The organism is Streptomyces sp. NPDC004435 (genome assembly GCF_042873895.1).
In the GTDB taxonomy this organism is placed as follows: domain Bacteria; phylum Actinomycetota; class Actinomycetes; order Streptomycetales; family Streptomycetaceae; genus Streptomyces.
Genome location: NZ_JBIAMB010000006.1, coordinates 37,485 through 60,960, shown reverse-complemented (window position 1 = coordinate 60,960; position 23,476 = coordinate 37,485). Strand labels below are relative to the sequence as shown.

Sequence of the window (23,476 nt, the reverse complement as noted above, 5' to 3'; positions counted from 1 at the left end):
GGACACGGACACGGAGAGGTGCCCCATGGGTCTCCTGGATTCACTGAAGGCCAAGCTGGGCCCGGCCAAGGACAAGGTCTCCGACCTCGCCCAGCAGCACGGGGACAAGATCGACCACGGCCTGGACAAGGCCGCGAAGGTGGTCGACGAGAAGACCAAGGGCAAGTACAGCGACAAGATCCAGTCCGGTACCGGCAAGGCCAAGGAGGCCCTCGACCGGATCGGGCACAAGGAGGACGGCAAGCCCGCGGGCGAGGGCACGTCCGCCGACGGCACTCCCCCGCCGCCGGCGCCGCCGACTCCGGGCACTCCCCCGCCGCCGACCGCCTGAGGTCACGCACGGACGGGCGGTGGCCGAGGAGGACATCCTCCTCGGCCACCGCCCGTCCGGCGTTTCCGGCAGCCCTTGGGCTACGACCAGACGGCGACCAGGTACTCGACGCCGTACGGGGCGTCCTCGTGGAGCAGCCGGCCGCCCAGTCCGGCGTTCTCGGCGGCGCCCGCGAGGACCTGCCAGGGGGCGCGGCCGGCGGCCTTCAGTTCGTACGCGAGGCCGGCGTCGAGCGCGAGCACGCCGGGCACGTCGGCGGAGCCCAGGGCACGCGCGGCCTCCGCGTCGAAGCCGGCGGCGCGCTCGTCGAGGTAGCCGGGGGCCTTCACGGTCCGGCAGGCGCTGCCGTCGCCCAGGACGAGCAGGGCGACCCGCTCGCCGGAGGCGGCCAGGCGGCGGCCGGTCTCGGCGCACTCCTCGGTCGTGGCCCGCTCGTCGATCCCGAGCCCCTCGACGAGCACGTCGGCCAGGCCGGCCCGGTCGGTGCGGTCGGTGCGGTCGGCCTGTTCGGTACGGTCGGCCCGTTCGGTACGGGAGAGGAGCCAGGCGCCGACGGCGAGCGAGGCCGGCAGCGGGCGGCCCCCGGCCCCCTCTCCGAGCCGCACGGAGAGGTCCACGCCGAATCCGGCGAAGGAGCCCGTGGAGCCGGCCGGGAAGCTGCCGTGGGCGCCCGCCGGCGCCGGCCCGACGACGAGGAGCCGGTCGGGCCGGGAGGCGGCGAGCACCCCGAGGGCGTCCGCGCAGTGCGTCCGCACGGCCTCCAGCTCCGGAGCGGCGCCGCTCGCGACCTCGGGCACGAGGAGCGGCGGGCAGGGACACACGGCTGCGGCGACAAGCATGATCCGCAGCCTACTGCCCCGGGACGCCCCCGGACCTGCCGCTCAGCGGCGCACGGCCGGTGCCGAGAACGCGGTGGACGCGGCGGAACCAGCGAACGGGGCGAACCGGTGGACGCGACGGAACCAGCGGAAGCGATGGGCCCGGTGGCCGGGGCTGACCCGGTGGACGCGAGCGAACCGACGGCCCGGGCGGAGCCGGTGGACACGCCTGTCGCCCGCCGCCGGCGCCCCCGGGCCTCCCGCCGTTCTCAGTGGGCCGCCCCGCAGGCCGGGATCTCGGCGGCCGGGAGGGGCTCCGGGACGCCGATCCTGGGGAGGCCGAGGAGGACCCCGGCCGGCTTGGCGGCGGCCGCGGCGGTGCGCTTCTCCCAGGCGTCGCCCGCGCGGGTGCGGCGGACGGCGGTGGTCGGGCCCTCGGCGAGGAGGTGGTGCGGGGCGGCGTAGGTGATCTCGACGGTCACCACGTCGCCGGGGCGGACGTCCTCGTCGGGCTTGGTGAAGTGGACCAGCCGGTTGTCGGGCGCGCGGCCGGAGAGGCGGTGGGTGGCGCCGTCCTTGCGGCCCTCGCCCTCGGCGACCATGACGTCGAGGGTGCGGCCGACCTGCTTCTTGTTCTCGTCCCAGGAGATCTCCTCCTGGAGGGCGACCAGGCGCTCGTAGCGGGCCTGCACGACCGCCTTGGGGATCTGGCCGTCCATCTCGGCGGCCGGGGTCCCGGGACGCTTGGAGTACTGGAAGGTGAAGGCGTTGGCGAAGCGGGCCTCGCGGACCACGTGCATGGTCTGCTCGAAGTCCTCCTCGGTCTCGCCGGGGAAGCCCACGATGATGTCGGTGGAGATGGCGGCGTGCGGGATCGCGGCGCGCACCTTCTCGATGATCCCGAGGAAGCGCTCCTGGCGGTAGGAGCGGCGCATGGCCTTCAGGATCGGGTCCGAGCCGGACTGGAGCGGCATGTGCAGCTGCGGCATCACGTTCGGCGTCTCGGCCATGGCGGCGATGACGTCGTCGGTGAAGTCGCGCGGGTGCGGGGAGGTGAAGCGGACCCGCTCCAGGCCCTCGATCGAGCCGCAGGCGCGGAGCAGCTTGCTGAACGCCTCGCGGTCGCCGAGGTCGGAGCCGTACGCGTTCACGTTCTGCCCGAGCAGGGTGATCTCGGAGACGCCCTCGGCGACCAGTGCCTCGATCTCGGCGAGGATGTCGCCGGGGCGGCGGTCCTCCTCCTTGCCGCGCAGGGCGGGGACGATGCAGAAGGTGCAGGTGTTGTTGCAGCCGACAGAGATCGAGACCCAGGCCGCGTACGCCGACTCCCGGCGGGTCGGCAGGGTGGAGGGGAAGGCCTCCAGGGACTCGGCGATCTCGACCTGCGCCTCCTGCTGGACGCGGGCACGCTCCAGGAGGACGGGCAGCTTGCCGATGTTGTGCGTGCCGAAGACCACGTCGACCCAGGGAGCCCGCTGGACGATGGTGTCGCGGTCCTTCTGGGCGAGGCAGCCGCCGACGGCGATCTGCATGCCGGGGCGCGCGGTCTTCATGGGGGCGAGGTGGCCGAGGTTGCCGTACAGCTTGTTGTCGGCGTTCTCGCGGACCGCGCAGGTGTTGAAGACGACGACGTCGGCGCCGTCGGCCTCCTTGGGGGCGCGGACGTAACCCGCCTCCTCCAGCAGACCGGAGAGCCGCTCGGAGTCGTGGACGTTCATCTGGCACCCGTAGGTGCGAATGTCGTAGGTCTTCGGTCCTTCGATGCCCACTGTGAGACTCCGGTCGCTGCTGCTGGTCATGCATCCAAGAGTAGGCGGTCCCCGGTGGGCTCCCGGCCGGGCTCCGGAGCTCGTGCCCGGCGGCGCCCCGATGTCCGGATGTGACAGGGAATCGTCATTGCCGTCATGGGGCGGGCCGGGCGAAGGTGGGGTCATGTCCGAGACACGTACCGACGCGGCGGCCGGGGGCCCGGGCGGGGAGCCCCCCGTCCACCGGGTCGTCGTCGCGGTCTTCCCCGACGTGGACCTCCTCGACGTCACCGGGCCGGCCGAGGTCTTCGCGCTGGCCAACCGGGAGGCGGGCGGCCGTGCCCGCTACCGGGTGCGCCTCGCCGCGCCCGGCGGCGCCGGGGAGGTACGGACCTCGGCGGGGGTGCGGCTGGTCGCGGACCTCGGCTTCGACGAGGTCCGCGCGGACGTGGACACCCTGCTGGTGCCGGGGGCGGTGGACCCGGCGCCGGGCGGCGGGGTGACCGCCCGGCTCGACCCGGAGGTCGTGCGGTGGGTGCGCGAGACCGCGCCGCACGCCCGCCGGGTGGCGTCGGTCTGCGTCGGCGCGCACGTCCTGGCCGCGGCCGGTCTCCTCGACGGGAAGACCGCGACGACGCACTGGTCGACGGCCGCGCAGCTGGCGGCCGACCACCCGGCGATCGCCGTCGACCCCGATCCGATCTTCGTACGGACGGACCGCGGGCGGCTGTGGACCGGGGCCGGGATCAGCGCCTGCCTCGACCTGTCCCTCGCCCTGGTGGCGGAGGACCTGGGCGAGGACACCGCGCTCGCGGTGGCCAGGCAGCTCGTGATGTACCTGAAGCGGCAGGGCGGCCAGAGCCAGTTCTCGGTGCCGCTGAGCCGTCCGGCGGCCGGCCGGCGGGACATCGACGAGCTGCGGCTCTGGATCGCGGACCACCTCGACGAGGACCTGTCCGCGGAACGGCTCGCGGGCCGGATGTGTCTGAGCGAGCGGCACTTCGCCCGGGTCTTCGCGCAGGAGACGGGGTCGAGTCCCGCCGCCTATGTGGAGGCCGCCCGGATCGAGGTGGCCCGGCGCCTTCTGGAGACCTCGGACGCGCCGCTCGCCGAGGTGGCGGCGCGGGCGGGGCTCGGCTCGGTGGAGACCCTGCACCGGGCGTTCCGCCGGCAGCTCGCGACCACGCCCGCGGCCTATCGCCGGCGGTTCCGCACGGGGGCGGACTGACTCCGGCCCCTGCTTCCCCCTGTTTCCCCCCTTTTTCTCTCCCCACCTCGTCTCCGCGGGGCGGGCTGCTTCGCCGCGCCCTCCTCCTGATCGATTCATCACGAAAGGTCCTGTCATGAGCGTCACCCCCTCCACTCCCCTGCGTTCCCTCTCCGGGCAGTCCGAGGAGCCGGCCCGGCTCTCCGGGGCGGCCCTGGTCCTCATCGACCTCCAGAACACCTACCGGTCCGGCGTCATGGCCCTGGAGGGCGCCGAGGAGGCCGTCGCCGAAGCGGCGCGGCTCCTCGCCCGGGCCCGGGCGGCCGGCACCCCGGTCGTGCACGTCCAGCACGACAGCGGTGAGGGCTCCCCGTACGACATCACCGCGCCGATCGGCGCCATCAGCGACGAGGTGGCCCCCGTCGAGGGCGAGCACGTCGTGGTGAAGAACTACCCCAACGCCTTCCACGCCACCGACCTGGAGAAGGTCCTCACGGGCCTCGGCTTCGCGGCCGGCAGCGGGAAGGACCTGGTGCTGGCCGGGTTCATGACCCACATGTGCGTGAACTACACGGCCCAGGCCGCGTTCAACCTGGGCTACCGGCCGACCGTGGTCGCCGAGGCCACCGCCACCCGGGCACTCACCGCGCCGGACGGCACGGTCGTGCCCGCCGCCGAACTGAAGCGGGCCGCGCTGACCGGCCTGACGGACGTCTTCGCCGTGGTCGTACCGACGGCCGCCGACCTGCCCGCCTGAGGGCTCGTTCCGCCGCCCACCACCCCCGCGGTTTTCCGCAGGGGCAGTGGGCGGGAACGCGCATACCGGCCGTGACCTGAGGTTTCTAGGGTGGGAGGAGTCGTCCGGCGGGTCCGCCGGGCGGGCTTCCCGAACCCTGGAGGGCTCATGACGCCGTACCCGACCGCTCTCGCCCAGGAGCCGGCCGGTGGCATCGCCGGCTGGGCGGCCGGTCTCGTCGACACGCTCGGCGGGCCGGGCGCGGGGCTCGCCATCGCCCTGGAGAACCTCTTCCCGCCGCTGCCGAGCGAGGTGATCCTGCCGCTCACCGGCTTCGCCGCCGGGCAGGGCGTGCTGAGCCTCGCCTCCGCCCTGTTCTGGACGACGCTCGGCTCGGTGGTGGGCGCGCTGGCCCTGTACGCGATCGGAGCGCTCTTCGGCCGGGAGCGGATGCACGCGCTGTGGGCGCGGCTGCCGCTGGTGAAGGTGACGGACCTGGAACGGACCGAGGCGTGGTTCCGGCGGCACGGCACGAAGGCGGTGCTCCTGGGCCGGATGGTGCCGATCTTCCGCAGCCTGATCTCGGTGCCCGCCGGGGTGGAGCGGATGCCCGTCCCCCTGTTCCTCCTGCTCACGACCGTGGGCAGCCTCGTCTGGAACACCGTCCTCGTGCTCGCCGGCTACGCCCTCGGCGATCGCTGGGAGTTGGTCGAGTCGTACGTGGGCGTGGCCTCCAAGGCCGTCCTCGTCCTGGTCCTCGCGGCCGGCGCGACCTGGCTGACGGTACGGCTCCGGGCCCGCGGGGCGGCCCGCCACCGGCGCCCCTAGGGTGGACGCCGTGAACGGGGGCGAGGGCGTGCACAGGGGCGAGGGCGTGAGGGCGCGGGAGGGGGTCCGGCGGGCCGCGGGGGTGCTCGCCGGGTGTCTGACGGCGCCGGTCGGCCTGGCGTACCTGCTGCTCGCGGGTGCTCCGCTCGGTGCCTTCCTGCTGTGGCCGCGCACACGGTCGTACGCCCTCCGGCTCCTCGGCTCCGGCGCCCGCCGGCTCGGGGAGCTGGAGCGGAGGCGGCGGACCGGCTTCTTCGGCGACCGCTTCCCCGAGGCGTACGAGGGAGGGCGCGGCGACGCGGGCGCGGTCCGGTACCTGGCGGTGCGGTCGTGGTCGGGGCTGGTGTCCGGGGTCGTCCTGGCGCTGCTCGGCTTCGGCCTGGTGCTCGCGGGGATGCTGGCCGGCGGTGTGGCGCGCGGGAGCATCGGGGCGGCGGAGCTGCTGACCCAACTCGTCCTCGGGGGCGTCCTGCTGTTCCTCGGACTCCAGGGTCTCTCCGCGCTGACCTCGCTCGACGCCCGGCTGGCCAGGGAGCGCTTCGGGCCGTCGGAGCGGGAGCTGCTGCGGCGCCGGATCGACGAGCTCTCGGTGAGCCGGGCGGCCGTGGTGCGCGCGGTGGACGTGGAGCGGCGGCGGATCGAGCGGGACCTCCACGACGGGGTGCAGCAGCGGCTGGTGGCTCTGGCGATGCTCATCGGCCGGGCGCGCCGGGGCGGCGCCCGGGATCCGGAGCGGGCGGCCGGGTTGCTGGAGCAGGCGCACCGGGAGGCACGGGAGGTGCTGGCCGAACTGCGCGAGGTGGCCTGGCGGGTGTACCCGTCGGCACTGGACAGCCTCGGCCTGGAGGAGGCGCTCGGCGGGGTGGCCCAGCGGTGCGCGCTGCCGCTGCGTATCGCGTACGAGGTGACGGGACCGCTCCCCCGCCCGGTCGAGACGGCCGCGTACTTCGTCGTCTCCGAGGCGGTCACCAACGCGGCCAAGCACTCCGCCGCCTCGGCCGTCTCGGTGCGGGTCGCGGGGGCGCCCGGCGCTCCGCTGACCGTGCGCGTCGAGGACGACGGCCGGGGCGGCGCCGATCCGGCGGGCAGCGGCCTGACCGGGCTGCGCGGGCGGGTCGCGGCGCTCGACGGCGTCCTGCGCGTCGACAGCCCCCTCGGGGGACCCACCACCATCGTCGCGGAGCTGCCGTGCGTGTGATCCTGGCCGAGGACTCGACGCTGCTGCGGGAGGGTCTCGCCCGTCTGCTCGCGGAGGAGGGGCACGAGGTCGTCGGGGCGTTCGGGGACGCGGTGACGCTGGTCGCCGAGACGGAGGCGCGCCGCCCCGACGTGGTCGTCGTCGACATCCGGATGCCGCCGACCCACACCGACGAGGGGCTTCGGGCCGCCGTCGAGATCCGCGAACGGCTGCCGGGGACGGGCGTCCTGGTCCTCTCGCAGCACGTCGAACGGAGCTACGCGGCCCGGCTGCTCGCGTCCGGCGCCGAGCGGGTCGGCTATCTGCTGAAGGACCGGGTGGCACAGGTCGAGGAGTTCCTCGACGCGCTGGAGCGGGTCCACGCGGGCGGCGCGGCGATCGACCCGGAGGTCGTACGGCAGCTCGTCGTCCGCAGCGCACACGCCGATCCGCTGGCCCGGCTGACCCCGCGCGAGCGCGAGGTGCTCCAGGTGCTCGCGGAGGGGTACACGAACACGGCGATCGCGCGGCGGCTGCACCTGTCGCTGAGCGCGGTGGAGAAGCACCTCAACGCCGTCTTCGACAAGCTGGAGCTGCGCGGGACCGAGGGTCACAGCCCCCGGATCCTCGCCGTGCTGCGGTATCTGGAGGCGTGACCGTCAGGCGGGGTTCGCCGTGAGGAGGGCGTGGAGGCGGAGGAGGGCGCGGTCGTCGCCGAAGCCGCCCGCCTTGATGACGACGGGGATGCGGGGGACGGCCCCGGGCCCCGTGAGGGTGCCGCGGGCGATGCCGGGTTCGGGCTCGTCGTGGAGGTCGATGCCGTGGGCTCCGAGGGCGCGCAGGACGGCCTCGGCGGTCTCGCCGCCGGTGAGCACGAGCCCGTCGAAGGGGGCGTGACCGGCCAGCGCCGCCACGGAGGCGGCGAGGCTCCGGGTCAACTCGGCCGGATCCGCCCGCCGTTCGTGGGGCGTGTGGAGGATGCGTACGAGGGTGTCGGCCGTCCGCAGTCCCTCGGGGGCGTCGGCGCTGACCGCGCCCGGCTCGGCGGCGAGCAGGGCGAGCTGCCTCCGGGTGGCGGGGTTGGCACTGCCGACGGCGACCAGCGGACGTACGGCGGGCGGGAGTTCACCTGAGGCGGCGAGGGCCGGGAGGGCGTGGTGGCGGGCGAGGGCGGCGGCCAGGCCCGGGGAACCGACCCACAGGACGGCCCGGTGGTCGGGGACGGCGGCGACGAGCCGGTCGAGGTCGGCGTCCGTCTCGGCGGAGCAGACGAAAAGGCCTCCCTCAGTGAGGAGTTCGGGGAGTCCGTCGGTCCGGTCGGGGCCGACGAGGACCGCTTCGGGGAGGATCCTGGCGAGGTCGGCGGTCCTGACGGGGTGGGCGGGGTCGCGGGCGAACTCGCTCTCGTCGACGCGCACGCCGCGCACGTACTGGACGCCGTCGCGGGTGGTGCGGCCCTCGGCCGGGAAGGCCGGGGCGATCACCACCGCCGGCCGGCCCGAGCCCTCCCGCGCGGCGCGGATCTCCGCGGCCAGGTGTCCGCGGAGGGTCGAGTCGACGGTCTTGAGGAGCAGCCCCGCGCCGGCCAGGGCGCGGGCCGCCTCCCGGGTGCGGTCCCCGGCCGCGGTCTCGTCGAGGAGCCTGCTGCCCAGGTCCACGGCGAGGACCCCGTCCTCCTGCCCGTGGCCCGCGAGGGGGCTGCCGGAGAGCAGGACCCGGGCCGGGTGCCCGGCCCGGCGGAAGGGCGCCGCCCCGTCCCCCGCGCTGGTCAGGTCGTCGGCGAGGACGGCCACGCGGGGCGGGGCGACGGACGGGGTGGGACGCATCGGCGGCTTCCTCGGGTCGTACGGACGGGGACGGCGTACGCCGTCGGTCCACCCTCACCCGTCGTGATCCGTTCAGTCCAGCGGATCGGTCCAGTGGACCGCTCCGACAGATCAGTCCAGCAGATGCGTCCTGCTCACCGCCCGCGCTCCCGGTGCGGTCGGCGCCGGTGTCTTCACCAGCCCCTTGTCGCTGCTGCTCGCGGGGGCGTCCGCGCCGACCGGGGTGGTGGTCATCGGACGGCTGGAGGCACAACGCTGCTTCTCCGCCTCGGACATGGGGCCGGTGCGCTGGAGCAGCCGGTCGGGGACCGCGCGGGAGGGGCCGTCGATCACGGCGTGCAGCCGGTAGTCGTCCTTCTTGCTGAGGAACCAGCCCTCGACGCGCTCCCGGCTCGGCTGGAGCTCGATCCAGCTGACCTCGCCGGGCTGGACGCGTTCCACGACCGTCCGCTGGTCGCTGCTGAACCACTGCCAGGGGCGCTGCCAGGTCTTCTCGTATGCGAGGCCGAACTGGGTGGCCATGGGGCGCTCCTTGAGCCGCTTCTCGTCCTCGTCGCGGACGCCGGTCGTGGGCAGTCGGGCGACTTCGTTCAGGGCGAGCCCGGCGTCGGCGTAGGTCTGGGCGACGCTGTCGTGGCTGCGCTCGGCGAAGGAGACGAGCCGGGTGTGTTCCAGTGCGTTGCGGGTGCAGTTGACGAAGGCTTCGCCGACGACCCTGGCCCGGTCGTAGTAGCGGAAGGAGGCGCGGGTGTCGGGGCGGAAGACGCAGGCGTTCTCGCCGTTGCAGGCCGCGGCGGCGTTGTGGAGGGTGGACTCGCGGTCGTTGCCCTTGTACGCCTCCGAGGTGCCGAGGACCGTCTTGCCGACGGTCTTGTCGACGGCGTTCGGCACCTCGGTCGCGCGGATCCGGGCGATCATCGGGGTGCAGGTGACGTGGGTCTTGGTGTCGGTGACCCGCGAGGTGAAGGTGAGCAGGGGTTCGTTCTCCCCGGCGGTGAAGGTGTAGGACCGGGCGGTCCAGACGCCCTTGCCCGGGGTGCCCTTGGAGCGGCCCGGCTCGCCGGCGGTGGTGGTCTCGCGGAGCGTGCCGCCAGAGCCCTGGACGGTGTACGGCTGCCCGCCGGCGACCTGATCGCCGGTGCACTCCTTGGAGACGGCCGGGCTGTCCTCGTACGCGACGGTGACCTCCGCTCCGGCCCGCACTCCGCGCAGCCGCTGCTGGAGGGTGTTGCCGTCCTTCTGGAGGGCGACTCCGTGGGAGCCGTCCGTGCGACCCGAAGCGGTGGGCGAGTAGCGCTGGTTGGAGCCGGTCCAGGAGTCGATGCCGACGGTGGTGGGGCCGTCGCCCTTGATGACCGGGTCGGCGAAGTCGCCGTTGAGCACGGGGACGGGCTGCGCGGCGGGGGCGACGGGGACGGCCGCTGCGGGGGCCGCCAGGGGCAGCAGGACGCCGGCGGAGCCGAGGACGGCGAGGCCGGCGCGGAGGAGGGTGGGGCGTGACATGGATGGGTCTCTCCTCTCTGGTCAGGGCCGGTCGGCGGGGGCGGCCGGGAGGACGACTTCGCGCTTCGGCTCGGCGCCCGCGGGTACCGCGCGGGCCGCCGGGACCTCGGCCGCGGGGACCTCGGCCGCCGGGGCGTGGCGCAGGCCGCCGGGCGGGGCCGGGGTGGTGTTGTCGCCGTCGGGGGCGGTGTCCTGGGCGGGGCGCTTGCGGCCGCAGAGCTTGTCGGGGACGGCGTACGTCTGGGCGACGAAGCTGCTGGTGTTGACCATGGACGGGCTGTCCACGCGGATGCCGATGATCCGCTGACCGGTGTCCGCGACGAGGCTGCCGACCACCCGGCGCATGGCGGCGCTGGCGCCGAAGACCAGCATGTCGTAGGGCTTCACGGTGGTCTTGTAGGTGGTGGTCTCGGTGTTCTCGATGGTCCAGGACTTGGAGTACGTGGCCTTGAAGGCGGCCTCGAAGGCGAGCTTGGCGCTCATCGAGCCGGCCACCTTGGCGCCGCCCGCGACGGTGGTCTTGGTGCCGTTGGTGGAGGTGGGGCCGTCCTTGAGGTTGGGGGTCTTGTTCTCGCTGGTGATGTCGTTGGAGAGGTTGGTGGTGACCTCGCCCGAAGCGCTGACCGTGCCCTCGGCGGTGACCTTTCCGGAGATCTCGCCACCGATGTTGTCGGTGCTGCCGGTGCGCAGGGCGACGGTCCGGTCGACGCTCATGTCGCTGGTGGTGCAGTTGACCACGGCGTTGCCGAGGGACTTCACGGCGGTGGCGTACTCGCGGTCCTGTTTCGGGTCGATCGCGAAGGTGCAGGCGGATCGCCCGGTGCCGCAGTACTCCAGGACGTCGGCGACCTTCGCGGGCCGCCCGTCGGCGGTGAGCGCCCGCGGGACGGGGATCTCGCCCGGGCCCTCCTCGACGGGGGCCGGGGAGGCGAGGGCGGTGGGCGTGAGGGAGGCGGCCAGGCCGAGGACGGCGGCGAGGACGGGCAGCGCGGTGCGGCCGGCGGCGGTGCGGGGCGCGCGGGGACGGCGGCGCGAGTGCATGACGGAGGATCCCTTCGGGACGGGAGGGAGGGGAGGGAGGGGAGGGACGAGAGGACGGGGGCTGGAGGGGGGAGCAGACGAGGGAGGGGAAGGAGGAGGGCCGAGCAGGCTCTACGGGCTGAGCGGACCCCACGGGCTGAGCGGGCTCTACAGGCCGAGCAGGCTCTACGGGCTGAGCGGGCTCTACAGGCCGAGCAGGCTCTACGGGCCGAGCAGCGAGCAGAGTTGGTCGACCGGGAAGGGGGACCCGCCCGGGTCGGTGGAGCCCTTCGGCAGCGAGGCGGGGAAGGAGTCGCAGGTCGAGGTCACGGCCTGGGCCGCGTTGTCGGCCGGCTCGGGGCGGTTCGTGGAGATGGTCGCGGTCATCTCCTCGATGCCCTTCTCCTCGGCGGCGCCCTTGCCGCCGGTCAGCTTGCCCATGCAGGAGGACGACTCCGGCGGGCACTCCTTGAGCTTGTCGCCGGCCGCCTGGATGTCCTTGTCGGCCTTCCCGGCGGCCTCCTGGGTCTTCTTCTGCTGCTCCTCGATCTCCTTGGCCTCCTTCTCGTTGGCCTCCTTGTCGAGGCACGCCTGGTCCTCGGGCTTGCACTCGGCGGCGTACGCCGGGGCGGCGGCGGGCCCGCCGAGGGCGGCCGGGAGGCCCGGTCCGAGGGCGAGGACGAAGGCGGTGAGGACGGTGGCGCCGGTACGGCGGCACACGGGTGCCGTGGACACGGGCATGCGGAAACTCCCTTGGGACAGGGGTGAGTTGGCGGCTCGGCCGGGGGCCAGGGGCGGGCAGGGGGAACTGCCCTCAAGATCACCGAGCGCTTTCCGACGCTAACCGGACGGACCCCGCCGCCACGACAGGACACACGGCGCGGCGCCCCTCCGGAAGGCCGCTCACCACTTCGGCGGAGCGCGTTCGGAACCGGCCGGAGGGGGCCTCGGCCGCTCCGGCGGCGGGTCGGCCGCGCCGCCCGGCGGCGGCACCCGTCCGGATGCATCCCGGCGTACGGGGGTGAAGGGGGCCGCCCGGCCCCGACGGGGGTCTCACCCGGGTGGACGACGCCGATCGGCGGGCGGGCGGCACCGTTCGGCGGGCGCCCGGGCGCGGGCCGGCCCGGGTTCCGCGCGGGCGGCGCGTTCACTGCGGAAGGCGTGCGCGCCCCCTCTCCCGGCTCCCCGAACGGCCGTCCGTCGGAAGGGTGTTTCGGCGATTCCGGCTCGCTGCGGTGATCGTTTTCGGACAGGCTGCTCCTGTGCCCGACGGCTCGTTCCCGGCCGTCGCACCGGCCGTGGGCCCGCCATGCCCAAGGGCCGCGCACGACACCCCACATGACGTCCGGACGCCGGTCGTCCGTGGCCCCGCCGTCCCGGGCGGGGTCGCGACACCGGCGCCCGCGCTCCCCCCTGTCCCCCACGAAGGAGAGCAGAGCCATGTCCCGAACCCGATCCGGCGGCCGTACCCGTGCGTACCGGGCCGCCGCGCTGACGGCGGTCGCCGCCCTCGGAGCCGTACCCCTCGCCCTCGCTCCGTCCGCGACGGCCAACGAGGGCAATCCGACCGTGCTGAGCTGGGGCGCGGGCCGCACCGGCCAGCTCGGCAACGGCACCCTCGCCGACAGCCTCAGCCCGTCCTCCGTCACCAGCCTCTTCCGCGGCGACGTCGACCAGGTCTCCGCGGGCGGAACCTCCTCGGCCGACTCGTTCACGCTCGCCCGCACCGACAAGACCGTGAAGTCCTGGGGCCACAACTCCTCCGGCCAGCTGGGCAACGGCGGCAACACCAACCAGACGGTGCCCACCACCGTCCCCCGGCTGACGAACGTCAAGGACGTCGCCGCCGGCGGGAGGCACGCGCTCGCCCTCGACACCTCCGGCCAGGTCTACTCCTGGGGCGACAACGCCTACGGACAGCTCGGCAACAACCGCACCGGCGACAGCCGCACCGTCCCCGACCGGGTCCAGGGCATGCCCAAGGTGAAGCAGATCTCGGCCGGCTGCGACTTCAGCCTCGCCCTCCTGGAGAACGGCAAGGTGTACGCCTGGGGCCGCGGCATCCACGGCCAGCTCGGCACCGGCAACCGCGCCACCAGCTCGGTCCCCCGGCAGGTCACCGGCCTCGCCGACGTCGTCTCGATCGACGCGGGCTGCCACCACGCCCTGGCGCTGACCGCCGACAACACCGTGAAGTCCTGGGGCTACAACCTCTACGGGCAGCTCGGGAACTCCTCCACCAAGTCCTCCACCGTGCCGGTCGACGTCGACTGGCTGGAAGACGTCTCCGACATCGAGGCCGGCGCCTTCCACAACTACGTCAAGACCAGCGACAGCCACGTCTGGGGCTGGGGGAACAACCAGTACGGCCAGCTCCTGGAGGGCGACGAGGCATTCGGCGACAACGTCTCCCGCACCAATCGCACCGCCCCCGTCGAGATCCCGCGCCTGGAGGGCGTCCAGCACCTCGCGGCCGGCGCCCGGCACGGTGTGGCGGTCACCGCGGACGAGGTCTTCGCCTGGGGCCACAACGGCGAGGGCCAGCTCGGCAACGGCACCACCGTCTCCCGCTTCGAGTCCGTGAAGATCCTCGACGAGGGCTCGGCGGTCAAGGACGTGGCGGTCTCGCTGGGCGGCAACACGACGTACGCGTACTGAGCGGGAGCGTGCTCCCCATGAGGTACGTCCTCGTCCGCGCGGCCGCCGCCGCGCTCGCCCTCCTCGCCGCGGGCCAGGCACACGCCGAGCCCCGTGATCCATGGGTACGGGCCTGGGGGGCCAACGCGGGCGGCCAGCTCGGCGACGGGACCACCGCCGACCGGCAGGTCCCGGCCGCCGTCCAGGGCCTCGCCCGCGACGCCGTCCGGGAGCTGTCCGGCGGCGGGGGCACCAACGCCACCGCCTTCGGCGTCGCGCTCCTCACCGACGGCACGGTCCGGACCTGGGGCGGCAACACGGCCGGACAGCTCGGCGACGGCACCACCGTCTCCCGGCCGTTCCCGGCCGCCGTGGCCGGACTCGACGGCGTCACTGAGGTCGCCGCCGGCTTCGAGTCCGGCTACGCCCTCCGCGACGGGCGGGTCCTCGCCTGGGGCTCCAACCAGTCCGGGCAGCTCGGCGACGGCACCACGGCCTCCGCGGGCCGGCCGGTCCGGGTCCAGAGCCTGTCCGGGGTGAAGGAGATCGCCGCGGGCTGCCACCACGCCGTCGCCCTCCGGGAGGACGGCACCGTCTGGACCTGGGGCAAGGGCGACCACGGCCAGCTCGGCAACGGCGGCACCGACAACCGGAGCACTCCCCGGCGGGTCCCCGGCCTGGCCGGGGTCGTGGAGGTTTCCACGGGCTGCCACCACACCCTCGCCCGGCTCGCCGACGGCACCGTCCGCGCCTGGGGCTACAACACCGACGGGCAGCTCGGCGACGACACCACCACGGCCTCGTCGTCCCCGGTCACCGTGCACCACCTGGAAGGGGTGGCGGGGCTCTTCGCCTGCGGCTACCACTCCTTCGCCGTGCTGGACGACGGTTCGGTACGGGCCTGGGGCTGGAACGGCAAGGGCCAGCTCGGCGACGGCGGCACCGTCTCCCGTACCACCCCCGTGCCGGTCCCCGGCCTCGACGGCATCACCGGCCTGGCAGGCGGCTACGCCCACACGGTCGCGGTCCGCGCCGACGGATCCGTCCTCGCCTGGGGCGAGAACACCATCGGCCAGCTCGGCGACGCCACCACCACCGACTCCACCGTCCCGGTCACCGCCCTGCCGGAGGGCAGCGGCGCGACACGGGTCTCCACCCCCGTGGTGGGCCGGTCCAGCTACGCGTACTGATCCCCACCCCACGTGACGACGCCACTCCCACGTGACGGCGCCACCTCGCGTACCGGCCCGCCCCGCCGCCTCACGACACCCCTCACGCGAAAGGCACGCAGATGACCCCACCCCTGCGTCTCACCCTGCTCGCCGCGCTGTCCCTCGCGGCCCTCACCTCCTCCGCCCTCCCCGCCTCCGCCGGCACCGACCCCTGGGTCCGCGCCTGGGGCGAGAACGCCCAGGGGCAGCTCGGCAACGGCTCCGTCCTCGCCCAGCAGACGCCCGCCGCCGTCCTCGGTCTCGCCCGGGACGACGTGCGCGAGCTGTCCGGCGGCGGAGGCGGCACCGGCGCCACCGCCAACCCGTTCGCCGTCGCCCTCCTCAAGGACGGCACGGTGAAGTCCTGGGGCGCCAACACCACCGGCCAGCTCGGCAACGGCACCACCACCGCGCAGAGCTTCCCCGCCACCGTCACCGGCCTGTCCGGGGTGAGCGCGGTCTCCGCCGGGCTCAACCACGTCCTCGCCGTCAGGGGCGGCCGGGTCCTCGCCTGGGGCTCCAACGCCACCAAGCAGCTCGGCACCGGCCAGGACTCCACCAATCCGTACCGCACCCCGGTCGTCGTCCAGAGCCTCGACAAGGTCCAGGACGTCGGCGCGGGCTGCGACTTCAGCGTCGCCCTGCGCCAGGACGGCACCGTCTGGACCTGGGGCAAGGGCGACAACGGCCGGCTCGGCACCGGCAACAACACCACCCGCGAGACCCCGCAGAGGGTTCCCGACCTGACCGACGTCGCCGACATCGCCGTCGGCTGCGAGCACGTCCTCGCGCTCACCGCCGACGGCACGGTCAAGGCGTGGGGCAAGGGTGCCGAGGGCCAGCTCGGCAACGACGCCGTCGCCGACAGCAACAAGCCGGTCGACGTGGCCTACCTGGACTCCGTGGCCAGGATCTTCGCCACCCCGGCCTCCGGCTTCGCCGTCCTCGACGACGGCGCGGTGGCCGGCTGGGGCAAGAACACCGACGGGCAGCTCGGCGACGGCACCAAGGCCAACCGCACCACCCCGGTCGTCCTCGACGCCCTCAGGGGCGTGCAGGACATCGCCGGCGGGGCCGACTTCGGCCTGGCCGCGCTAGACGACGGCTCGGTGGTCGGCTGGGGCGCCAACGCGGCCGCCCAGCTCGGCGACGGCAGCACCACCGCCCCGCCGGCCACGACCACGGCGCTCCCGCCCGGGAGCGGCATCACCCGGGTCGCCGCCACGACGATCGGCAAGTCCGGCTTCGCCTACTGATCCGCCTTCTGGCTCGCCTACTGATTCGCCCGCCGAGCGGTGACGTTCCGGTGCCTCCCGGTGGCCTCGCCGCCACCGGGAGCCACCTCCCGTCGCGGTCGGCGCCGCTGCCGCCACCGGGAGTGGCCGTCCCTCACGGTCGGCTCTCCCGCCGCCACCGGTACGCCCGCGGCGCAGCGCACATCACAGCCGCACCCGCCCGGTCACCCTGGCCAGGGCCGCGGGCCACCTGGCAGGATCGCAGGCATGTTCGCCTCGCTCACCCGCGCCGCCCGCCGCCGCGTCCTCGCGCTCGCGGCCGCGCTGCTCGCGGTGTGCGTGGGGCTGCTGTGGTGGCTGGCCCCCTTCGGGCCCTCTGAGCCCAGCGGCTCGATCACCTTCAGCACCGGTGTCCCCACCGGCGTCTACCAGCGGTACGGCGCGCTGCTCAAGCAGGTCATGGCCAAGGACCTCCCCGAGGTCTCGATCACCCTCAAGGACAGCGAGGGCTCCCAGCAGAACCTGGCCCGGGTCGCCTCCGGCGAGGCCGACTTCACCGTCGCGACCGCCGACGCCGTGGCGCAGTACATCCGGGACCGCCGGCCCGGCTTCGAGCGGCTGCGCGGCTGCGCCCGGCTCTACGACGACTACGTCCAGCTGGTCGTCCGCACGGGCTCGCCCGTCCGGAGCGTCTCCGACCTGCGCGGGCTGCGGGTCGGCGTCGGCCAGGACGGCTCCGGAGTGAGGCTGATCGCGGACCGGGTCCTGGCCGCGGCCGGGCTCGCCCCGTCCCGGAACGTGACGGCGGTGCCGGTCGGCATCGACTCGATGCCGAGCATGCTGGAGAACGGCGAGCTCGACGCCTTCTTCTGGTCCGGCGGGCTGCCGACCCAGGCCGTGCAGTCGCTGTCGGAGCGGATCTCGATCCGGCTCGTCCCGATGGACGCCCCGCTCGTGGAGGCGCTGCGGGACGCGGGCGCGTCCACCCGCCACTACCGCTCGGCGGTGATACCGCCCGACTCGTACACGGCCGCCCCGGACGGGCGGCGGGTGGAGACGCTGGCGGTGGCGAACCTGATGGTGACGACGGCCGAGGCCGACGCGGACCTGGTGGAGGGGTTCACCCGCTCGGTGATCGACAGCCGGGACGGCATCGGCCGCCAGGTGCACCCGGCCCAGCTGGTGGACCTGCGGACGGCCATCTACACGGAGCCCCTCACCCTCCACGAAGGCGCCCGCCGCTACTACCGCTCGGTCAAGCCCTGAGCCGTACGCGCTCCGCCACCGCCGGCCCCCGGTCGCGCTTCCACCCCCGGCCCCGGCCCCGTCCCCGCATCGTCACTCGGTGGGCGCGTACCGCGGCACGGTGACCGTCACCCGCAGCCCGTGCGGCTCGTTCGGGGCGAAGGAGATTCCGCCGCCGGCGGCGGTGAGCAGCACCCGGGCGATGGAGAGGCCGAGTCCGGAGCCCTTGACGTTCTGGTGGCGTCCGGCGCGCCAGAAGCGGTCGCCGACCCGGCTCAGCTCCTCCTCGGTGAGGCCGGGGCCGAGGTCGGTGACGACGACCTCCACCGTGTCCTTCCCGGGCAGGACCCGTACGGTGACCCGCTCGCCCTCCGGCGTGAACTTCAGCGCGTTGTCGACGACCGCGTCGAGGGCGCTGGAGAGGGCGATCGGGTCGGCCCAGCCGGTGGCCGCCCCGCACTCCCCGACCAGCCGGACGCCCTTGTCGTCGGCGACCGGCCGCCAGGAGGCGATCCGCTCGGCGGTGAGGGCGCCGACGTCGGTGAGCCGCAGGTCGGCGGCGGCGTGCTCGGCGAGGGCCAGGTCGAGGAGGTCGTCGAGGACCCGCGCGAGCCGCTTGCCCTCGGTGCGTACGGAGGCGATCTCCTCGTTCCCCTCGGGGAGTTCGAGGGCGAGCAGCTCGATACGGAGGAGCAGCGCGGCGAGCGGGTTGCGCAGCTGGTGGGAGGCGTCGGCGACGAACGCCCGCTGCTGTTCGAGGGATTCCTCGACGTGGTCGGCCATCTCGTTGAACGAGCGGGCGAGGCGGCGCAGTTCGGGTGGTCCGCCGGCCTCGGCGACCCGGGAGTTCATCCGGCCGGTGGCGATGTCGTGGGTGACGCCGTCCAGGACGCGGACGGGGCGCAGGACCCAGCCGGTGAGGCGTACGGCGGCGCCGACGGCGAGGAGCATGGCGGCGGCCTCTCCGGCGAAGATCACGAGCCAGCCGCGGAGGATCCTGGCGCGGAGCTCGCCGGTCGGCGAGTCGGTGACGACGACGGCGACGACGTCCCCGTCGCGGACGACGGGGGAGGCCATGATCAGGCGGGCGTGTGGCTGCCAGGGCCAGACCTGCGGCGGGTCGTGGCTGCGGCGGCCGAGCAGGGCCTCCTTGAAGGCGCGGCGGCCCTCCCCCTCGTAGGGGACGATGAAGCCGTTGGGGGCGGCGGCCATGACGCGGTTGTCGCGGTAGAAGACGCCGGCCCGGATGTCGTACACGTCGTGGTAGCTGTCGAGCTCGCCGCCGAGGGTGGTGCGGCGTTCGTCGCCGCCGTCCGTGGGGTCGCCGACGAACTGGGCGAGGGCGGCGAAGCGGGCGGCGTCGTCGAGGCGGTCGACGACGACCCGCTGCTGCTGGGCGGCGGCGAGGGCGGCGGCGAGCGGGAAGCCGAGGGCGAGCAGGACCCCCGCCATCAGGACGATGAGCAGGGGGAGGAGTCGGGTGCGCACGGGTGGGGCGGCCGGGGGTTACGCGGCCGGGACGACCAGGCGGTAGCCGACGCCCCGCACGGTCTCGATCAGGGCGGGCATCCGCAGCTTGGAGCGGAGCGAGGCGACGTGCACCTCCAGGGTGCGGCCGGTCCCCTCCCAACTGGTCTGCCAGACATCGGAGATGATCTGCTCGCGGCGGAAGACGACTCCGGGGCGCCGGGCGAGGAGGGCGAGCAGGTCGAACTCCTTGCGGGTCAGGGCGACGGGCTCGCCGTCGACGCTGACGCGCCGGGTGGGCAGCTCCACGGCGACGGCGCCGAGGTGCAGCACGGCGGCCTCGGCGGCGGAGCCCGTACCGCTCGCGCCCTCGTCGGCCGGGGCGGGCGCGGCGGCGCGGCGGCGGGAGACGGCGTGGATGCGGGCGAGCAGTTCGCCGGTGTCGTAGGGCTTGACGACGTAGTCGTCGGCGCCGAGATTGAGGCCGTGGATCCGGGAGCGGACGTCGCCGCGGGCGGTCACCATGATCACCGGGGTGGCGGTGAGCTTCCGGATCCGGGCGCAGACCTGGTAGCCGTCCTGGTCGGGAAGGCCCAGGTCGAGCAGGATCACGCCGTACGAGGGCCGCTCGCCCTGCGCGGTCGGGAGGACGGCCTGGAGGGCCTCCTCGCCGTTGCGGGCGTGAGTGACGGCGAAGCCGTGCTTGGCGAGGATCGCGGAGAGGGCCGCGGCCACGTGGTCGTCGTCCTCGACGAGCAGCAGTCGCATGGTCTTCTCCTCTCGTTCGCCGGGGGCGCCCCGGATCGGGGCATGAACGTTCATGAACGCCGATGGGCGACGTCGCAGTCAAGTGTCCCCCCGCGGACCGCCCGCTTCCGTTATCCACCCGGTACGGCTCCGCGGATCACCTTCACACAGGGTGTCCACCCGTGGCCTTATCGTTATCCTCAATTTCCGCTCAGATGTGATGACGGTCATCCGAACGTGTCTCTAGTGTCCTCCCAACCGAGGAGGACGGAGCAAGAGGCCGATGAGCGGAGTGGCAGTGTCCAAGGACAACGAGGTCTCCCCCGGGCCGCAGGAGGATCTGGTCGTCCTGTCCGGAGTGAACAAGCACTTCGGCGCGCTGCACGTGCTGCAGGACATCGACCTCACGATCGGCCGCGGTGAAGTCGTCGTCGTCATCGGGCCGTCGGGTTCCGGCAAGTCGACGCTGTGCCGCACGATCAACCGCCTGGAGACGATCGACGCGGGCACGATCACGATCGACGGGAAGCCGCTGCCCGCGGAGGGCAAGGAGCTGGCCCGGCTGCGGTCGGACGTCGGCATGGTCTTCCAGTCCTTCAATCTCTTCGCGCACAAGACCGTGCTCGAGAACGTGATGCTGGGTCAGATCAAGGTCCGCGGCACGGAGAAGAAGGCGGCGGAGGCCAAGGCCCGCACCCTGCTGGACCGGGTGGGCGTGGCCGCGCAGGCCGAGAAGTACCCGGCGCAGCTCTCCGGCGGCCAGCAGCAGCGCGTGGCGATCGCCCGCGCGCTCGCCATGGACCCGAAGGTGATGCTCTTCGACGAGCCCACCTCCGCCCTGGACCCCGAGATGATCAACGAGGTCCTCGAGGTCATGCAGCAGCTGGCCCGGGAGGGCATGACGATGGTGGTCGTGACGCACGAGATGGGCTTCGCCCGCTCCGCCGCCGACCGGGTCGTCTTCATGGCCGACGGCAGGATCGTCGAACAGGCCACCCCCGAGGAGTTCTTCAGCAACCCGCGCAGCGACCGGGCGAAGGACTTCCTCTCCAAAATCCTGCACCACTGAGCGAGTCGACGACCTAGTCTTCGCAACTCAACGCTACCCAAGGGACGTTCACCCATGAAGCTTCGCAACGCCTCCGCGGCCGCCGCGGCCGCCGTCGTCCTCGCACTGACCGCCACCGCCTGCGGCACCGGCTCGGACTCCGGCAGCAACGGCGACAAGATCACCATCGGCATCAAGTTCGACCAGCCGGGTCTCGGCCTGAAGACCCCGGACGGCTCGTACGCCGGCTTCGACGTCGACGTCGCCCGCTACGTCGCCAAGGAGCTGGGCTTCGCCGACGACAAGATCACCTGGAAGCAGGCCCCGTCGGCCGAGCGCGAGAACCTCATCAAGAACGGCGACGTGAAGTTCGTCGTGGCGAGCTACTCGATCAACGAGAAGCGCCTGAAGGAGGTCGACTTCGCGGGTCCGTACTTCCTGACCCACCAGGACCTGCTGGTCCGCGCCGACGACTCCTCGATCACCAAGGTCGAGGACCTGAACTCCAAGAAGCTCTGCTCGGTCACCGGCTCGACCTCCGCGCAGAACGTCAAGGAGAAGCTGGCGCCGAAGGCCGACCTCCGTCAGCTCGGTGGCTACTCCGAGTGCCTGACGGGCCTGGAGAACAAGCGCGTGGACGCCCTGACCACCGATGCCTCCATCCTCGCCGGCTACGCGGCCCAGAAGGAGCACCAGGGCAAGTTCAAGCTCGCGGGCCTCTCGATGAGCGACGAGAACTACGGCATCGGCCTCAAGAAGGGCGACACCGAGCTCAAGGGCAAGATCAACAAGGCCCTGGAGAAGATGGTGTCCGACGGCACCTGGGACAAGCTCGTGAAGGAGCACTTCGGCCCGTCGGGTTACAAGAGCGAGCCCGCGCCGAAGATCCAGAACTGAACCATCCCGCGCGAGCACACCGGTGGAGCCCCAACCCACCACGCTCGCGACCCGGCCGTGACGGCCGCCCCGCCTCCGTACGGTGGCGGCCGTCCGCCCGCCGGCCGCCGCCCGCGCGACGGCCGGCCGTCCGACCCACCGACCACCAGGGAGAGCGCGGGGCATCGTGTTCGACTTTCTTGATTCCGGGCAGTACGACCTGCTCGGCGCCTTCTGGGTGACGGCGCAACTCACCTTCTTCTCGGCGATCGGTTCGCTCGTCTGGGGCACCGCCCTGGCCGCCATGCGTGTCAGTCCGGTCCCGCTCATGCGGTCTTTCGGCACCGCGTACGTCAACCTCGTGCGGAACACGCCGCTGACCGTCGTGATCGTCGCGTGCTCCCTGGCTCTCGATCAGACCCTGGGCATCACGCTCGGGGCCGAGGCATCGGATTCCATCGGATTCCGCCTGGCCATTCTCGGTCTGGTCGCCTACACCGGCACGTTCGTCTGCGAGGCGCTGCGTTCGGGCATCAACACCGTCCCGCCGGGCCAGGCGGAGGCGGCACGCGCCCTCGGCATGAGCTTCACGCAGGTCCTGACGGTGGTCGTGCTGCCGCAGGCCTTCCGCGCCGCGATCACCCCGCTCGCCAACGTCCTCATCGCCCTCACCAAGAACACCACGGTCGCGTCGGCGATCAGTGCCGCCGAGGCGGCGCTCCTGATGAAGGCGATGATCGAGAACGAAGCCGACGCCCTCTTCGCGGTCTTCGCGGTCTTCGCGTTCGGCTTCATAGTCCTCACCCTTCCCACCGGCCTGATCCTCGGCTGGGCGGCCAAGCGACTGGCGGTGAAGCGATGAGCTCCGTCCTCTACGACGTCCCCGGCCCCAAGGCCAGGCGGCGCAACGTCCTCTACACGATCGTCTTCCTCGTGGTCATGGGCCTGGTGGCCTACTGGGTGCTCTCCGCCATGGCGGACAAGGACCAGCTGACCGCCGAGAAGTGGAGCCCGTTCGTCACGGACTCGCAGGTCTGGACGACGTACCTGATCCCCGGCCTGATGGAGACTCTGAAGGCCGCCGCCCTCTCCATCCTGATCGCCCTGCCGCTCGGCGCGGTGCTCGGCATCGGCCGGCTCTCCGACCACCGGTGGGTGCGTGTGCCCGTCGGCGCGGTGGTGGAGTTCTTCCGGGCCATCCCGGTGCTGCTCCTGATGATGTTCGCCAGCGCGATCTACGCGGCGTACACCCCGGTCAGCTCCGACTTCCGCCCCCTGTACGCGGTCGTCACCGGCCTGGTGCTCTACAACGCCTCCGTGATCGCCGAGGTCGTCCGTGCCGGTGTCCTCTCGCTCCCCCGGGGGCAGGGCGACGCGGCCGTGGCGCTCGGCATGCGCAAGGGCCAGACCATGCTGTACGTGCTGCTGCCCCAGGCCGTCACGGTCATGCTGCCGGCCCTGGTCAGCCAGCTCGTCGTCATCGTGAAGGACACCGCGCTCGGCGGCGCCATGCTCGGCTTCGGCGAACTGCTCAGCCAGAACCGGCAGATCACCGCGAACTACGGCGCCAACACGATCGCCACCTTCACCGTCATCGCGCTGATCTTCATCGTGCTCAACGCGGTCATCACCCACCTCGCCGCCCGCCTGGAGCGCCGCCTGCGCCAGGGCCGCAAGGCGGGCGCGGTGAAGGACGTGGCTCCGGTCGTGAACGTCGAGACCGGCGGGGCCGGCGCGGGCGCCTGACCGACGCCCTCCCGTCCCCCGACCGCCACCCGACGGGCACGGTTCCCCCGAAGTTCCGTGCCCGTCCACT

22 protein-coding genes are annotated in these 23,476 nt (G+C 73.4%); 14 read left to right on the top strand and 8 right to left on the bottom strand.

Translation table 11 applies throughout. The features are described 5' to 3' along the window. Window positions 1-25 precede the first annotated feature (25 nt). Complete coding sequence (locus ACFYT9_RS12475; RefSeq protein WP_387280318.1) at window positions 26-331, top strand: antitoxin; 306 nt, start codon at window positions 26-28, stop codon at window positions 329-331. Between the two features lie 80 nt (window positions 332-411). Here the strand turns inward: ACFYT9_RS12475 and ACFYT9_RS12470 are convergent, their stop codons facing one another. Beyond that, window positions 412-1,170, bottom strand: a complete 759-nt coding sequence (locus ACFYT9_RS12470; protein ID WP_389162812.1) for a class III extradiol dioxygenase subunit B-like domain-containing protein — start codon at window positions 1,168-1,170, stop codon at window positions 412-414. 248 nt (window positions 1,171-1,418) lie between these two features. After that, complete coding sequence (gene miaB, locus ACFYT9_RS12465) at window positions 1,419-2,948, bottom strand: tRNA (N6-isopentenyl adenosine(37)-C2)-methylthiotransferase MiaB (RefSeq protein WP_389162809.1); 1,530 nt, start codon at window positions 2,946-2,948, stop codon at window positions 1,419-1,421. Window positions 2,949-3,081: 133 nt separating this feature from the next. Here miaB and ACFYT9_RS12460 point away from each other — a divergent pair, with 133 nt between their 5' ends. From ACFYT9_RS12460 to ACFYT9_RS12440, 5 genes are all read left to right on the top strand, one after another. Next, a complete protein-coding gene (locus ACFYT9_RS12460) occupies window positions 3,082-4,125 on the top strand; it encodes a GlxA family transcriptional regulator (RefSeq protein ID WP_389162807.1) in 1,044 nt (347 codons plus the stop codon). Between the two features lie 115 nt (window positions 4,126-4,240). Continuing rightward, a complete protein-coding gene (locus ACFYT9_RS12455) occupies window positions 4,241-4,861 on the top strand; it encodes a cysteine hydrolase family protein (protein WP_389162804.1) in 621 nt (206 codons plus the stop codon). A gap of 147 nt (window positions 4,862-5,008) precedes the next feature. Then, window positions 5,009-5,668, top strand: coding sequence for a DedA family protein (locus tag ACFYT9_RS12450; RefSeq protein ID WP_376600971.1), 660 nt, complete (start codon window positions 5,009-5,011; stop codon window positions 5,666-5,668). Between the two features lie 10 nt (window positions 5,669-5,678). Continuing rightward, window positions 5,679-6,866: a sensor histidine kinase gene (locus ACFYT9_RS12445; RefSeq protein WP_389162801.1), complete on the top strand. Its 1,188-nt coding sequence runs from the start codon at window positions 5,679-5,681 to the stop codon at window positions 6,864-6,866. Next, window positions 6,857-7,501: a response regulator gene (locus tag ACFYT9_RS12440; RefSeq protein WP_376600975.1), complete on the top strand. Its 645-nt coding sequence runs from the start codon at window positions 6,857-6,859 to the stop codon at window positions 7,499-7,501. The genes ACFYT9_RS12445 and ACFYT9_RS12440 overlap by 10 nt, the downstream gene beginning before the upstream one ends. 3 nt (window positions 7,502-7,504) lie before the next feature. On the opposite strand, the gene ACFYT9_RS12435 is transcribed toward ACFYT9_RS12440, so the two are convergent. The 4 genes from ACFYT9_RS12435 to ACFYT9_RS12420 all read right to left on the bottom strand — a co-directional run bounded on the left by ACFYT9_RS12435 (window position 7,505) and on the right by ACFYT9_RS12420 (window position 11,935). Then, window positions 7,505-8,671, bottom strand: a complete 1,167-nt coding sequence (locus ACFYT9_RS12435; protein WP_389162799.1) for a four-carbon acid sugar kinase family protein — start codon at window positions 8,669-8,671, stop codon at window positions 7,505-7,507. Window positions 8,672-8,782: 111 nt separating this feature from the next. Then, window positions 8,783-10,174, bottom strand: a complete 1,392-nt coding sequence (locus ACFYT9_RS12430) for a hypothetical protein (protein WP_389162796.1) — start codon at window positions 10,172-10,174, stop codon at window positions 8,783-8,785. Between the two features lie 21 nt (window positions 10,175-10,195). Further along, on the bottom strand, window positions 10,196-11,215 hold the full coding sequence (locus ACFYT9_RS12425; RefSeq protein ID WP_389162793.1) for a hypothetical protein: 1,020 nt from the start codon (window positions 11,213-11,215) through the stop codon (window positions 10,196-10,198). A gap of 201 nt (window positions 11,216-11,416) precedes the next feature. After that, window positions 11,417-11,935 (bottom strand): hypothetical protein, encoded by a 519-nt coding sequence (locus tag ACFYT9_RS12420; RefSeq protein ID WP_389162791.1) that lies wholly within the window; start codon window positions 11,933-11,935, stop codon window positions 11,417-11,419. Window positions 11,936-12,634: 699 nt separating this feature from the next. On the opposite strand from ACFYT9_RS12420, the gene ACFYT9_RS12415 reads away from it, so the two are divergent. The 4 genes from ACFYT9_RS12415 (at window position 12,635) to ACFYT9_RS12400 (ending at window position 17,543) form a co-directional block, all read left to right on the top strand. Then, on the top strand, window positions 12,635-13,852 hold the full coding sequence (locus tag ACFYT9_RS12415) for an RCC1-like domain-containing protein (protein WP_389162788.1): 1,218 nt from the start codon (window positions 12,635-12,637) through the stop codon (window positions 13,850-13,852). A 17-nt stretch (window positions 13,853-13,869) separates the two neighbouring features. Beyond that, entirely contained in the window at window positions 13,870-15,021 is a 1,152-nt protein-coding gene (locus ACFYT9_RS12410) for an RCC1 domain-containing protein (protein ID WP_389162785.1), read from the top strand. Between the two features lie 101 nt (window positions 15,022-15,122). Continuing rightward, the gene (locus ACFYT9_RS12405; RefSeq protein ID WP_389162782.1) at window positions 15,123-16,298 is read left to right on the top strand and encodes an RCC1 domain-containing protein; all 1,176 of its coding nucleotides are present in this window, start codon (window positions 15,123-15,125) and stop codon (window positions 16,296-16,298) included. Window positions 16,299-16,544: 246 nt separating this feature from the next. Continuing rightward, the gene (locus ACFYT9_RS12400; protein ID WP_389162780.1) at window positions 16,545-17,543 is read left to right on the top strand and encodes a TAXI family TRAP transporter solute-binding subunit; all 999 of its coding nucleotides are present in this window, start codon (window positions 16,545-16,547) and stop codon (window positions 17,541-17,543) included. A gap of 72 nt (window positions 17,544-17,615) precedes the next feature. Here ACFYT9_RS12400 and ACFYT9_RS12395 read toward each other — a convergent pair whose 3' ends face one another. Then, on the bottom strand, window positions 17,616-19,010 hold the full coding sequence (locus tag ACFYT9_RS12395; RefSeq protein ID WP_376601689.1) for an ATP-binding protein: 1,395 nt from the start codon (window positions 19,008-19,010) through the stop codon (window positions 17,616-17,618). Window positions 19,011-19,028: 18 nt separating this feature from the next. Then, entirely contained in the window at window positions 19,029-19,757 is a 729-nt protein-coding gene (locus tag ACFYT9_RS12390) for a response regulator transcription factor (protein ID WP_387276097.1), read from the bottom strand. A gap of 262 nt (window positions 19,758-20,019) precedes the next feature. Between ACFYT9_RS12390 and ACFYT9_RS12385 the strand changes: the two genes are divergently transcribed. The 4 genes from ACFYT9_RS12385 (at window position 20,020) to ACFYT9_RS12370 (ending at window position 23,406) form a co-directional block, all read left to right on the top strand. Next, window positions 20,020-20,805, top strand: a complete 786-nt coding sequence (locus ACFYT9_RS12385; RefSeq protein ID WP_376601693.1) for an amino acid ABC transporter ATP-binding protein — start codon at window positions 20,020-20,022, stop codon at window positions 20,803-20,805. Window positions 20,806-20,859: 54 nt separating this feature from the next. Next, window positions 20,860-21,681: a glutamate ABC transporter substrate-binding protein gene (locus ACFYT9_RS12380; RefSeq protein WP_389162777.1), complete on the top strand. Its 822-nt coding sequence runs from the start codon at window positions 20,860-20,862 to the stop codon at window positions 21,679-21,681. A gap of 166 nt (window positions 21,682-21,847) precedes the next feature. Beyond that, the gene (locus tag ACFYT9_RS12375; RefSeq protein ID WP_389162775.1) at window positions 21,848-22,522 is read left to right on the top strand and encodes an amino acid ABC transporter permease; all 675 of its coding nucleotides are present in this window, start codon (window positions 21,848-21,850) and stop codon (window positions 22,520-22,522) included. Then, window positions 22,519-23,406, top strand: a complete 888-nt coding sequence (locus ACFYT9_RS12370; RefSeq protein ID WP_389162772.1) for an amino acid ABC transporter permease — start codon at window positions 22,519-22,521, stop codon at window positions 23,404-23,406. Before ACFYT9_RS12375 ends, ACFYT9_RS12370 begins: the two co-directional genes overlap by 4 nt. Window positions 23,407-23,476 lie beyond the last annotated feature (70 nt).